The sequence below is a fragment of the Shimia sp. Alg240-R146 genome (genome assembly GCF_947331465.1).
GTDB lineage: Bacteria > Pseudomonadota > Alphaproteobacteria > Rhodobacterales > Rhodobacteraceae > Shimia.
Map to the genome: position 1 here is coordinate 17,506 of NZ_CAMZOK010000001.1, position 12,473 is coordinate 29,978.

The window sequence follows — 12,473 nt, forward strand, 5'->3', positions numbered from 1 at the left end:
TGTCGGTAACGTTGCAAACCTCACTTCCTGCGCGTTGCCAGCATTGATTGAGCGCGCACCATTTTGCAGAGTTGGGCTCAAGGCCGTCGTTCGCGGCGTGGGCCTTTCGCATCAGCTTTCCAGCAAAACCGCCGCTGCCAAACAAAAAGACCCGCCCAAACTAGGGCGGGCCAAGTGACGACATGGTCATGCGCCATGCCGCGCAACGGAAAATCCTCAGTCGTATTTGCGCTGATCTTCGATCACGATGCCGTCCTTGGGCAGGCTGCCCGGGGCGACGATCTCGACGATGCCCTTAAGCTTCAGCGCGTCCGCCACGGAGGCACCGTAAGCGTCGGCGGCGTCGGCGGGTGACTCGATCTGCACGGTCATCACATCCATCTCGCCGGAACGGGTGGCAATCACACGCGCCTTGGTGACTTCGTCGTGTTTGGCCACAAACGCCGCAACCTGCTCGGGGCGGACAAACATACCTTTGATCTTTGCGGTCTGATCGGCACGGCCCATCCAACCCTTGATGCGCATGTTGGTCCGCCCACAAGGGCTTTGCCCGGGAAGGACGGCGGAGAGGTCGCCGGTGGCAAAGCGGATGAGCGGATAATCAGGGTTGAGCGTGGTGACGACAACTTCGCCAACTTCGCCCGGCGCAACAGGCGTGCCTGTGCCCGGCGTGACGATTTCCACGATCACACCATCGTCGATAATCATGCCTTCCATGGCGTCGGATTCATAGGCGATCGAGCCCAGATCGGCGGTGCCATAACCTTGCAGACATTTGATGCCGCGATCGGCGTATTCCTGACGCAGAGACGGGAACAGCGCGCCGCCGCCGACGGTGGCTTTGGTGATGGCGAGCTTTTCGCCCATCTCTTCGGCCTTATCGAGGATGATCTTGAGGTAATCCGGCGTGCCGGCGTAGGCGGTGGTGCCAATATCGGCGGCCGCGCGGACCTGCATTTCGGTCTGGCCGACACCGGCAGGCAGCACCTTGGCGCCCACGGCACGTGCGCCGCTTTCAAACATCATGCCTGCAGGTGTCAGATGGTAGGAGAAGCAGTTTTGCACGATGTCATCCGCACCGATGCCAACAGCATGCAACACGCGACCAAAGCGGAACCAATCGGATGTGTGGCCACCGGGTTCATAGATCGGGCCCGGCGATTGAAACACGTGCACGAGGTTCGGGTTTTTCAGGTTGGCAAAGCCACCAAGTGGACCGTTGGCTTTTTGGGCAGCGCCCAGTTCGGATTTACGCAACACCGGCAAAGTCGCGAGCGCCTCTATTGAGGCGATTGACGCCGGATCAACATCGCCAAGAGCGTTTGCGTAACCGGGCAGCGCCATTGCGCGGGTGATCTGTCGCGGCAGTGCCTCGGCCAAATCTGCTGCGCGCTGGTCTGCGCTGCGGGTTTCCAACTCGTCAAAAAAGCGGCTCATGGTGCCATCCTTTGTGTGTCACAAGCCGCGTTTCGAGCGGCAAATAGAGGACGTGCCGCGCCTGCGATCACCGCGCGGAACAAGTTTCATTCAATTGCCCTGGATGGGCGGGCGGGCGCAAAAAACAGCGCCCAGAAAGCCTTAGCTCAGCCAACGTTTGCGGCGGCGATAAGAGCGCACGTCGCGGAACGACTTGCGACCCTCCTCAGACATGCCGAGGTAAAATTCTTTTACATCAGGGTTTTCGCGCAGTTCTGCCGCTGGGCCATCCATCACGACGCGACCGGATTCCAGAATGTAGCCGTAATGCGCAAAGCGCAGCGCCACGTTAGTATTCTGCTCCGCTAGCAAGAAGGTCGCGCCTTCCTTTTCGTTGAGGTCTTTGACAATGCCAAAGATCTCCTCAACCAATTGCGGCGCGAGACCCATAGACGGTTCGTCCAGCAGAATACATTCCGGCTTGCTCATCAGAGCACGGCCAATTGCGACCATCTGTTGCTCGCCGCCCGAGGTATAGCCCGCCTGCGATTTGCGGCGTTCTTTCAGGCGTGGGAAATAGGTGTAGACCATCTCTAGATCTGCGCTGACTTGACCACCGCTGCGGGTATACGCGCCAGTCAGCAGGTTTTCTTCGACGGTCAGGTGTTCAAAGCAGTGACGGCCTTCCATCACCTGGATCACACCTTTTTTCACAAGCGCCGCCGGATCGAGCTCGGCGATGGGTTCGTTGCGATACGTGATCGAGCCTTTGGTGACTTCGCCGCGCTCGGAGTGCAACAGGTTCGAAATCGCCTTTAGCGTTGTAGTCTTGCCCGCGCCGTTGCCGCCAAGAAGGGCAGTGATGCCGCCCTTGGGCACGCTCAGGCTTACGCCTTTGAGCACGAGGATCACGTGGTTGTAGATCACTTCGATGTTGTTGACCTCAAGAAGTGTCTCTTCGGTGCGACCAGCGTCAAGCATGTGCGTTGTCTTTCGTCTCGTGGGGTGATGTGTCCCGGCCGGTTGCCGGCCGGGACGATCGTTTCAAAGCGCCTTAGTTACAGGCGTTTTCGATGTTGTTTTCTGCTGCATAAGCACCGGAATCTTCTGCGATCAGCGCGCCGATCACTTCCATGTCGGTTTCTGCAAAGTCAGAGATCAGCGACCAAGTCTGGCTTGCCGCATCCCACTGAGTCACACCAACGAGACCGGGGCCGCCGTGGTTTTCGCAGGACACGTCGAAGGACGGACCGAAGTTTGGCATGCCGAGGCTGGCCATCTTGTCTTCAGTGATCGACAGAGCTTCCATACCATCACGCATCTGACCTGCGTTGATGTCGGCAACGCCGTGGATTTCTTGAGCGGTTTTCACAGCTTCTGCTGCGAGCATCGCCGCGTACATGCCACGGTTATACAGAACGTTGCCGATCTGATCGCCGGCACCAGCCGCTTTGCCTGCATCGACAACGTGCTTCTGGATGTCTGCAAAGATCGGGAAGTCACGACCAACGTTGTGGAAAGTCAGAGCTTTGTAGCCGTTGGCTTTGTCGCCAGCGGACAGAACGTCATGCTCTGCACCGGACCACCAGATGCCGATGAAGTTTTCCATTGGGAAGCGGATGTTTGCGGCTTCCTGAATGGCAACTTGGTTCATCACGCCCCAGCCCCACATCAGAACTGTGTCAGGCTTTTCACGACGGATCTGCAGCCACTGGGATTTCTGCTCCTGACCGGGGTGGTCAACAGGCAGAAGGCTCAGTTCAAAACCGTGCTTCTTCTGCAGCTCTTCGAGCGTGCGGATTGGCTCTTTGCCGTAAGCGGAGTTGTGGTAAACCAGCGCGATTTTGTGACCGTTCAGGTCGCCATCGTTTTCAGCCAGCAGATAGTTGATCGCGCCGGATGCACCGTTCCAGTACGTGCCTGGATAGTTGAAGGTGTGGCTGAACACTTCGCCGTTGGCGGCAGATGTACGGCCATAGCCCATTGTGTGCATCGGGATGTTGTCAGCAGTCGTTTTGGGGATCAGCTGATAAGTGATGCCGGTGGACAGCGGTTGATACACCAGAGCGCCTTCGCCCTTGGTGGATTCGTAGCATTCCACACCTTTTTCGGTGTTGTAGCCGGTTTCACATTCCAACAGACGAGTTGGAACGCCACCGATACCGCCGTCACGCTCGTTCAGCAGCGTGAAGTAATCGGCGTAGCCATCCGCAAACGGGATGCCGCCTGCGGCGTATGGGCCAGTGCGGTAGCTCAGCGATGGGAACACGAGGTCCGCCATTGCCGGAGCGGCTGCCATTACGGCGGTCACGGCCATGGTTGCTAGTTTCATCTTCATCGGGTTTCCTCCCTTGGTTTATTCCGATGTGTGCCGAGGCCTCCCCGCCCCGGAATGGTTGGTTCTGGCCCCGCCTTAGTGCGGGAAGGGCCACAACCGCAGTTTCTGTTTCGTCACGCGCCAGAGTTGGGCAAGGCCGTGTGGTTCCAGGATCAGGAACAACACGATCAGACCGCCCACGATCACTAACTGCAGGTGAGCCACGATGTCAGTGGGCCAACCCAGCATGTCCACGCCTACCACCTTCAGCACCACGGGGAGCAGCACGAGGAAGGCAGCGCCCGCGAAGGAGCCGAAGATCGAGCCCAGACCACCGATGATGATCATAAAGAGCACGAGGAACGATTTGTTGATGCCAAAGACTTCGCCCACTTCGACGGCGCCAAGATACAGTGCAAAGAACAGCGCGCCCGAGATGCCGACAAAGAAGCCAGAGACCGCAAAGGCGCTGATCTTGGCCTTGAGCGGGTTCACCCCGATGATCTCAGCAGCAATATCCATGTCACGGATCGCCATCCATTTGCGTCCAGCCATGCCGCGCGTCAGGTTACGAGCAATCAGCGCGCTGAGCACCAAAAACACGAGGCAGAACAGATAAGCCGCCCAGGCTTCGGTGTTGGGGCCGGTCACGGGAAAGCCGAACACGGTGCGTTCCGGTGCGTTGATCTGACCCGATGCCGAGTAGTTGTAGAACCACGGCACCCGGTTAAAGAGCCACACCAAAAAGAACTGCGCCGCCAGTGTCGCCACCGCGAGGTAGAAGCCTTTGATGCGCAGGCTTGGCAGGCCAAACATAACGCAGACAAAGGCCGTCACGCCGCCGGAAAGCAGCACGTGGAAGAATATGTTGATCTCTGGAAAGCCGGTCATAAACTTGTAGCAGGCATAAGCCCCCACAGCCATGAAACCGCCTGTGCCGAGCGACACCTGTCCGCAATAGCCGACAAGAATGTTCAGGCCGATGGCCGCGATCGAGTAGATCAGGAACGGCAGCAGGATCGCGTTCGCCCAGTAATCGTTGATCAGGAACGGCACCACCAGAAAGGCAAACGCCAGCACCACGTAATAGCCTTTGCGATCAATTTTGATCGGGAAAGTCTGGTTATCCGCGGCGTAGTTGGTTTTGAAATCGCCAGCTTCACGATAGAACATCAGGCGGTCTCCTCGTTGTATTCTTTTTCAAGGTGGGACCGGTCCGCCCGGTTCCGTTGTTTGGCATATCCGGTGCGCTCTGAGTGGTGCACCAGTTGGAAGTAGGCCCAGATGCCCGCTGCTGCGCCCAGTGCCGCTAGAACAGCCGCGATGGTCATCTGTTGACCGTTGGCCGGGTCGGAGGTCAGGGCAAGGAACCCGAAGGCCCAGAAACCTGACCATGCGATCACGTTGAGAATGGCAATCAGCTTGGGCATCTGCGTCACACCCTTTCGATGATCTTTTCGCCGAACAGACCTTGTGGCCGGAAGACGAGGAAGACGAGAGCGAGCACATAGGCAAACCAGTTCTCGGTTGCGCCACCAAGGTTGATGATGCCGCCAAAACACTGGCCGATACCGAAGCAGTATTCGAACATTTTCTCACCGACACCGATGATCAGTCCGCCAACAATGGCGCCCGGGATCGAGGTAAAGCCGCCCAGCATCAGTACCGGCAGAGCCTTGAGCGCGATCAGAGACAGCGAGAACTGCACGCCCGATTTGGCGCCCCACATGATGCCCGCAACCAGCGCGACAAACCCCGCGAGCGACCAGACCAGAACCCAGATGAAGTTCAGCGAGATGCCGACCGACAAAGCGGCTTGGTGGTCATCGGCCACAGCGCGCATGGCGCGGCCCTGTTTGGTGTATTGGCTGAACGCCACCAGCGCGACCACAAGGACAATGGCTACAATCGCCGCCGAGATGTCGAGGTTGTCGATAAAGAAACCAACGCCCCAAGCATTGTAGGCTGCTTCGTCAATCGCGAGGTTCATACCCTGCGGCAAGCAAAGTTCACCTGGAAGACAGAAGGTCAGCGTTTTGATCTCGGAGTTCCACATCAGGTCTGCAAACCCTTCGAGGAAATAGGCCAGACCAATGGTCGCCATAAACAGAATGATCGGCTCTTGGCCCACCAGATGGCGGAACACGAATTTCTGCACGGCCCAAGCCAACAGGATCATCACGCCTACAGTCAGGATCAAGGCCGCAAACGACGGCACGTTCCATCCGAAGTGGTGAATGTGCGTGCCGAATATGGCGTTGATCAAGTGCGCGAAGGGTATTTGGCCGTTCTGGATGCCCACAAGGGTCATCGCCGCGAACAGCGCCATGACGCCTTGGGCAAAGTTGAAGATACCGGACGCTTTGTAGATCAACACAAAGCCCAGCGCGACGAGCGCATAAAGCACGCCAGCCATGAGGCCGTTTGCGAAAACCTCTGACGCAAATACGATTTGTTCAAGCATCTGAGACGCCTCCGGTTTTTACTTGGATATCAAAGAGGTGATTAGTCATGTGCCACCCCCAGATAAGCGTCGATGACGGCTTGGTTGTTGCGCACTTCGGTTGGGGTGCCGTCGCCGATCTTTTTGCCGTAGTCCATGACCACAACCCGATCCGACAGATCCATAACCACACCCATATCGTGTTCGATCAACGCGATGGTCGTGCCAAATTCGTCGTTCATGTCGAGAATAAAGCGCGACATGTCCTCTTTTTCCTCAACGTTCATGCCCGCCATCGGCTCGTCCAACAGCAAGATCGACGGCTCAGCCGCCAAGGCCCGCGCCAGTTCGACCCGTTTCTTCAAACCATATGGCAAACGGCCAACTGGCGTTTTGCGGATCGCTTGAATTTCAAGGAAGTCGATAATCCTTTCGACGGCCTCGCGGTTTTCCGTTTCTTCCCGCTCGGCTTTGCCTTTCCAGATCGCCTGACCCAACAGTCCGGTTGTCATCTGGCGAATACGGCCGGTCATAACGTTGTCCAGAACCGTCATCCCTTCAAACAGCGCGATGTTCTGGAATGTACGCGCGATGCCTTGTTGCGCGACCTGATAAGGACGCATTGGCGGACGCTTGGCGCCCTTGTACCAAACTTCGCCTTCTTGCGGCACATAGAAGCCCGAGATCACGTTCAGCATCGACGATTTTCCAGCGCCGTTGGGGCCGATAATCGCGCGAATTTCGCCTTCTCGGATGTCAAAAGAGATATCCGTGATCGCCTTTACCCCGCCAAAGCGCAGTGTGATGTTTTTCATTTCCATCACGGTCGGGCCGATGGTGCGACCGTCATCTGTGACGTAGCTGTCCTGCGTGCTCATTCTGCGGCTACCTTTGCTGCGGTTGAGACTACAGCGGCGTCGCGCAGTTCCAGCGTGGCGCTGATGCTGCCCTTGCGGCCGTCTTCATAAGTAACTTCGGTGACTGTCGAGACTTCGGAGGCCCCGGAATACAGCGCGTCGATCAGGTCTTTGAACTTGTCAGCCACGATCACGCGACGCACTTTGCGGGTGCGGGTCATTTCGCCGTCATCCGCATCCAGTTCTTTATGCAACACGAGGAAACGGTGGATCTGGCAGCCTGCCAACATCGGATCAGCCGCAACAGATTTGTTCACGGTCTCAACATGTTCACGAATGCTGTCGAGCACTTTGGGGTGTCCGGCGAGTTCCTGATAAGACGCATACGCAATGTTGTTGCGTTCCGCCCAGTTGCCCACCGCCGTCAGGTCAATGTTGATAAAGGCCACACAGCGGTCTTTGCCGTTGCCAAACAGAACCGCCTCAAGAATGTCGGGATAGAACTTGAGTTTGTTCTCGACATATTTCGGCGCGAACATTGACCCATCGGCCATTTTGCCAACGTCCTTGGCGCGGTCGATGATGCGCAGGTGACCAGAGTCTTCTTCGAAGAAACCAGCGTCACCCGTGGCAACCCAGCCTTCGGCGTCTTTGGTCGATGCTGTGGATTCGGGGTTATTGTAGTATTCAACGAACGTGCCAGGGCTGCGGTAGAAAATCTCGCCGTTGTCGGCAATTTTGATTTCCACATCGGGGCTCGGTACACCAACGGTATCCGCCCGCACCTCGCCATCAGGCTGCGCGGTGATGAACACGGTAGCCTCGGTCTGACCGTAGAGCTGTTTCAGGTTGATGCCGAGCGAACGGTAGAATTCAAAAATCTCCGGTCCGATCGCCTCACCCGCAGTGTAACCCACACGCACCCGGCCAAAGCCAAGCGTGTCTTTGAGCGGGCCATACACCAAGAATTCGCCAAGTTTGTACTTCAGCTTGTCCATGCCACCGACGGGCTTGCCATCAAGAATGTCGCCGCCAACTTTCTTGGCGTGCGCCATAAAGTGTTTGAACATGCGACGCTTCATTGGGCTCGCGTCTTCCATACGGATCATGACGCTGGTCAGCTGTGTTTCGAACACGCGTGGTGGTGCGAAATAATACGTCGGGCCAATCTCGCGCAGGTCGGTCATCATGGTGTCTGGCGATTCCGGACAGTTCACACAGAAACCAGTCCAGTAGGCCTGACCAATCGAGAAGATGAAATCACCCACCCAAGCCATCGGCAGGTAGGCCAGAATTTCTTCGCCAGCGCCGAGGTTGTCGAATTCCGACGAGTTCTTGGCGCTTTCGATCACGTTGCGGTTGGACAGGACAACGCCCTTGGGCTTGCCGGTTGTACCCGATGTGTAAAGCATCACGCAGGTGCTGTCATAAGTCAGCTTGGCGCGACGTTCGTTCAGGTCCGTGATCCATTCGTCATAGGCCGCACGGCCCTGATTTTGGATGTGGCTGAATTCATGCAGCGCGTGGTGGTCGTACTTCCGAAGACCGCGCGGATCAATGTAGATCATATGCTCGAACTGATGCAGGCTGTCCTGAATGTCGATGATCTTGTCGACCTGTTCCTGGTCTTCAACGATGGCGTATTTCGCGCCGCAGTGGCCCAGGATGTATTCCATCTCGTCGGCTGCACTATCGTTATAGACCGGCACCGGCACGGCACCCACGGATTGTGCGGCCACCATTGACCAATAGAAATATGGGCGATTGCGGCCGATAACGGCAACAAAATCACCCTCGGCTACACCAAGGTTGATCAACCCAAGTGCCAAAGCCTCGATTTCTTTTTCTGTGTCTGCCCAAGTCCAGCGCTGCCAGATGCCGAACTCTTTTTCCCGATATGCGTCTTTGTCCGCAAACAGGGTGGCGTTCCGCTGCAAGAGCGCCGGGATGGACGCGAGTCCACCGGCCGCCTGTGACGACTGTGCCAAATTGTATTCCTCCCATTCGCCCGCCGATGCGGGCCAAAACCGCCGAAACGATTCTTCACCTCCTAAGGTGCGTGTTTCAAATTCGTGGTCAACTTTTTCCTGAACATTTCTTAATCCTTACGAATTGTAACAAGGCACATTTCTCTCTTTGACACCCGATGGACGAGTGCTAGCGATAAAGAGGAAAGGACACCTCTATGCCGCCCCCACCCAGTAAAATACAGGACATGACGGCCGCTGGCCTCAACCTGATCAAACAGGCGCTGTCGATCTATGACAGCGACTTGAAACTGGTGGTGGCCAACACACGGTTCCGCGAAATGTTTTCAATCCCGCGTGCGCTGACGCAACCCGGTGCGGCCTTTTCCGACACCATCAGGTTTTTGGTGGAAAACGGCGAATACGGGCATGTTCCTGAAGACACAGTCGAAGACTTCATCGCCGAACGGGTCGAGCGTGCGCTTGATTTTGAACCCCACTACTTCGAACGCAAACGCGCCGATGGACGCTGGGTGAGCGTCGAAGGATCGCCCTTGCCGCAAGGTGGCTGGGTGGCGGTTTATACCGACATCACCTCGACCAAGCGGCAAGAGGCCCTATTGCGGTCCCGCTCTGAGGAGCTCTCGGACCAACTGCTCCAGCACGCCGAGGAATTATCTGCCACCAACCGCGAACTCGAGGCCACCGTTCAAACGCTGGAAGAAGTCAAACGCCAGCTGATGGAAAGCGAAGCCCGCATGCGGCTGACGGCCGAAATGATGCCCGCCCACATTGCGCACCTTGGACCGGACCGGATCTATACCTATTCCAACCGCCGCCTGAGCGCGGTGATACCTGGGCGACCGTCTGACATTGTCGGGATGCACGCCAGCGAAGCTTTGGGGGCAAGCGCTTTTGAGGCGATTAAGCCCCATATGGATCGCGCCTTTATGGGCAAAGCATCGGTGTTTGAGTTCAATGAACATCCAAGCACACGCCGTATTCGCGTGGCATTCACACCGGACGACACCACCGGCGACACGCACGGCGTTTATGTGCTGTCGATGGACGTGACCGAGGAAACCCAAGCCCGGGTGGCCTTGCAACAAACGCGGCGGCGCGAGATCGCAGCACAGATGACCAGTGGCCTTGCCCATGATTTTTCCAACCTGCTGACCATCATTTTGGGCACGCAGGGAAAGTTGTCCAAAATCACGCTGCCTGACGACGCACAAGCATTGGTCGAGGCCACACTTGGAGCCGCGCGACGGGGTGGCAAATTGTTGGATCAACTGGCCAATGTGACAGGCCCGCGTGTGCCGCGGCTGGAACCAACCAACATGCGCGCCTTCCTGTCCGATCTGGAAACACTGGCACGGCCCACGTTGGCCGCAGATGTGACCCTGATCATTGAAAGCAGCATACCAGAAGGCACCGTGATGCTGGATCCTGCTATGTTGCAGGACAGTCTTGTGAATCTATTGCTAAACGCCCGCGACGCCTGTGGCGGGGCGGGCACCATTCTGCTGATTGCAGAGTTGGTACAGAACACCTGGGTGCAGTTCACCCTGCGCGACACCGGAACAGGGTTCAGCGACGAAGCCTTGATGCGCGCATTGGACCCGTTTTTTACCACCAAAGGTGCCGGTGGCAGCGGTTTGGGCCTCGCCATGGTTTACGACATGACCAAGCTTGTGGGCGGAGACATCAAGATCGGCAATACAGACACCGGCGGACAGGTGCGGCTGCGGCTGCCTTTGCGCAAAGCGATGCAGGGCACCTCACCGGGTCTTGTGCTGCTGGTTGAAGACAACCTCGACCTTCGGGGGCTATTTCGCGACATGCTGACCGACATGCAGCACACGGTGATCGAAGCCGCCAGCGTCGAAGAAGCCCGCCTTCTGCTGGAACAGGTGCCCGACATCTCGCTGGTGCTGTCTGACATCTCGCTGGAGGGCGATGCCACCGGTGTTGATCTTGTCCGTTCCCTGCGCAACGATGCCATACCAGCCTATCTGATGACCTCCTTGCCGGTCAGCGATCCGCTCTATATTGCGGGCGCGGCCCGCGCGCCTGTGTTGTCAAAACCGTTCACCGGCGACCAGCTTGACCAATTCCTGCATCCGAAGTGAGACAAACATGACCGCCCCGCTTGTCACTATCTTAGACGATGAACCTGAAATCCGCCGCATTCTGGCGGACGCTTTGGAGGACGCGGGGTTTCGCACCATGGGGTTTTCCCGCGCCACCGAGTTTGAGGCCATGTTGAAAACCACCACACCGGACGTTTGTCTGGTAGACCTCGGCCTGCCGGACAAGGATGGTTTGACGCTGGTACACCGCCTTGCACTAGAGGTCGGCGCAGCGGTGATCATCATTTCGGGCCGCGCACAGGTGCAGGACCGGATCACCGGTCTGGAACTTGGCGCGGATGACTACATCATCAAGCCGTTTGATCCAACCGAGGTGGTGGCACGCGTGCGGGTGCGTTTGCGCAAGGACCGTGTCACGCCCAAAGATTCTGGACCGGCGAACACCGCCGTCTTCAACGGCTGGACCGCTTATTTCGACCGCTATGTTCTCGAAGACGAGTCCGGCGGCGAAACCACCTTTTCGCACGCCGAAAGCGAAGTGCTGCGGCTGTTTCTGGAAAGCCCCAAGCGGTTGATCAGCCGCGCCCAGATGCAGGAAATCCTTGGCGGCGCGGCGGGCGAAAGCTTTGATCGGGCGATGGACGTGCGCATCTCGCGCTTGCGCACGAAATTGCGCGAAGACCCGAAAAACCCGCGCCTCATCAAGACCATTTATGGTGCCGGATACATCTTTCTCGGTGACGTGGCCTGGCGGTAAAGACCACCTGAAATCTCCATCAATATCTGGGTCTTACCCCACAATATGCGGTTTTCGTAGATTCCTGCCACAAAATGAGCTATGGTCGTCTTATTGTTTAGTGGCGATGCAGGCCACACTGGCCTGCGGATTTAAGAGGTTGGCGACGTGACCATGCTTGAGCATTACACCGCTTTGACCGCCCTTTGGGTTGGTGTCGCATGGGCTCCCTATATCGTTGATAGACTTCTGGTCAGGGGCATAATGGGAGCCCTTGCCAATCCAAGCCCCGACGCAATCCCGCAATCAGCCTGGGCCCAGCGCGCAAAATGCGCACACAAGGTGGCCATCGAAGCCTTCCTCCCCTTCGGTGTATTGGCGCTTATGGCAATGATGCGGGCTCCCGACGATGTTTATGCAGGTACGCTGGCGATGGTCTTTTTCTACGCCCTCGTTGCACACTATGTGATCTATCTGCTGGGCATAACTGTGCTGCGCACCTTGGCCTTTGTCGGCGCCGCCGGCGCGACCGGTTTGATGGCGCTGCACGTGTTGGGGGTCACCTAAGAAATCTCACGGATCACTCCCGCCTTCCCCGCAGTCCAGACCATCGGCTGCGGGGCTCTTTTTTGGGAAAATTCCAT

The 12,473-nt window shown here is 57.3% G+C and carries 11 protein-coding genes; 3 read left to right on the plus strand and 8 right to left on the minus strand.

Features of this window, described 5'->3' with window-relative positions:
- Positions 1-216: 216 nt before the first annotated feature.
- The 8 genes from PG871_RS00110 to PG871_RS00145 form a co-directional block, all read right to left on the minus strand.
- Positions 217-1,437, minus strand: coding sequence for a phenylacetate--CoA ligase family protein (locus PG871_RS00110; protein WP_270724985.1), 1,221 nt, complete (start codon positions 1,435-1,437; stop codon positions 217-219).
- Positions 1,438-1,578: 141 nt separating this feature from the next.
- Positions 1,579-2,397 carry an ABC transporter ATP-binding protein gene (locus PG871_RS00115; protein WP_270724986.1) on the minus strand — a complete coding sequence of 273 codons (819 nt, stop codon included), beginning with the start codon at positions 2,395-2,397 and terminating at the stop codon, positions 1,579-1,581.
- Between the two features lie 73 nt (positions 2,398-2,470).
- Positions 2,471-3,754 (minus strand): ABC transporter substrate-binding protein, encoded by a 1,284-nt coding sequence (locus PG871_RS00120; RefSeq protein WP_270724987.1) that lies wholly within the window; start codon positions 3,752-3,754, stop codon positions 2,471-2,473.
- A 75-nt stretch (positions 3,755-3,829) separates the two neighbouring features.
- On the minus strand, positions 3,830-4,906 hold the full coding sequence (locus PG871_RS00125) for a branched-chain amino acid ABC transporter permease (protein WP_270724988.1): 1,077 nt from the start codon (positions 4,904-4,906) through the stop codon (positions 3,830-3,832).
- A complete protein-coding gene (locus PG871_RS00130) occupies positions 4,906-5,163 on the minus strand; it encodes a hypothetical protein (RefSeq protein ID WP_270724989.1) in 258 nt (85 codons plus the stop codon). The genes PG871_RS00125 and PG871_RS00130 overlap by 1 nt, the downstream gene beginning before the upstream one ends.
- Positions 5,164-5,168: 5 nt before the next feature.
- Positions 5,169-6,197 (minus strand): branched-chain amino acid ABC transporter permease, encoded by a 1,029-nt coding sequence (locus tag PG871_RS00135; RefSeq protein ID WP_270724990.1) that lies wholly within the window; start codon positions 6,195-6,197, stop codon positions 5,169-5,171.
- Positions 6,198-6,238: 41 nt separating this feature from the next.
- A complete protein-coding gene (locus tag PG871_RS00140; RefSeq protein ID WP_270724991.1) occupies positions 6,239-7,054 on the minus strand; it encodes an ABC transporter ATP-binding protein in 816 nt (271 codons plus the stop codon).
- Positions 7,051-9,021 (minus strand): AMP-binding protein, encoded by a 1,971-nt coding sequence (locus PG871_RS00145; protein ID WP_270724992.1) that lies wholly within the window; start codon positions 9,019-9,021, stop codon positions 7,051-7,053. Before PG871_RS00145 ends, PG871_RS00140 begins: the two co-directional genes overlap by 4 nt.
- Before the next feature lie 197 nt (positions 9,022-9,218).
- Between PG871_RS00145 and PG871_RS00150 the strand changes: the two genes are divergently transcribed.
- From PG871_RS00150 to PG871_RS00160, 3 genes are all read left to right on the plus strand, one after another.
- Positions 9,219-11,132 (plus strand): PAS-domain containing protein, encoded by a 1,914-nt coding sequence (locus PG871_RS00150; protein WP_270724993.1) that lies wholly within the window; start codon positions 9,219-9,221, stop codon positions 11,130-11,132.
- Between the two features lie 7 nt (positions 11,133-11,139).
- Positions 11,140-11,850, plus strand: coding sequence for a response regulator transcription factor (locus PG871_RS00155; RefSeq protein ID WP_270724994.1), 711 nt, complete (start codon positions 11,140-11,142; stop codon positions 11,848-11,850).
- Positions 11,851-12,003: 153 nt separating this feature from the next.
- Positions 12,004-12,396 (plus strand): MAPEG family protein, encoded by a 393-nt coding sequence (locus PG871_RS00160; protein WP_270728624.1) that lies wholly within the window; start codon positions 12,004-12,006, stop codon positions 12,394-12,396.
- Positions 12,397-12,473: the final 77 nt, after the last annotated feature.

What these genes read in the sequence shown, in the direction of transcription:
- PG871_RS00110 (WP_270724985.1), bottom strand. Translation starts at nt 1,437, where the DNA reads ATGAGCCGCTTTTTTGACGAGTTGGAAACCCGCAGCGCAGACCAGCGC.
- PG871_RS00115 (WP_270724986.1), bottom strand. Translation starts at nt 2,397, where the DNA reads ATGCTTGACGCTGGTCGCACCGAAGAGACACTTCTTGAGGTCAACAAC.
- PG871_RS00120 (WP_270724987.1), bottom strand. Translation starts at nt 3,754, where the DNA reads ATGAAGATGAAACTAGCAACCATGGCCGTGACCGCCGTAATGGCAGCC.
- PG871_RS00125 (WP_270724988.1), bottom strand. Translation starts at nt 4,906, where the DNA reads ATGTTCTATCGTGAAGCTGGCGATTTCAAAACCAACTACGCCGCGGAT.
- PG871_RS00130 (WP_270724989.1), bottom strand. Translation starts at nt 5,163, where the DNA reads ATGCCCAAGCTGATTGCCATTCTCAACGTGATCGCATGGTCAGGTTTC.
- PG871_RS00135 (WP_270724990.1), bottom strand. Translation starts at nt 6,197, where the DNA reads ATGCTTGAACAAATCGTATTTGCGTCAGAGGTTTTCGCAAACGGCCTC.
- PG871_RS00140 (WP_270724991.1), bottom strand. Translation starts at nt 7,054, where the DNA reads ATGAGCACGCAGGACAGCTACGTCACAGATGACGGTCGCACCATCGGC.
- PG871_RS00150 (WP_270724993.1), top strand. Translation starts at nt 9,219, where the DNA reads ATGCCGCCCCCACCCAGTAAAATACAGGACATGACGGCCGCTGGCCTC.
- PG871_RS00155 (WP_270724994.1), top strand. Translation starts at nt 11,140, where the DNA reads ATGACCGCCCCGCTTGTCACTATCTTAGACGATGAACCTGAAATCCGC.
- PG871_RS00160 (WP_270728624.1), top strand. Translation starts at nt 12,004, where the DNA reads ATGCTTGAGCATTACACCGCTTTGACCGCCCTTTGGGTTGGTGTCGCA.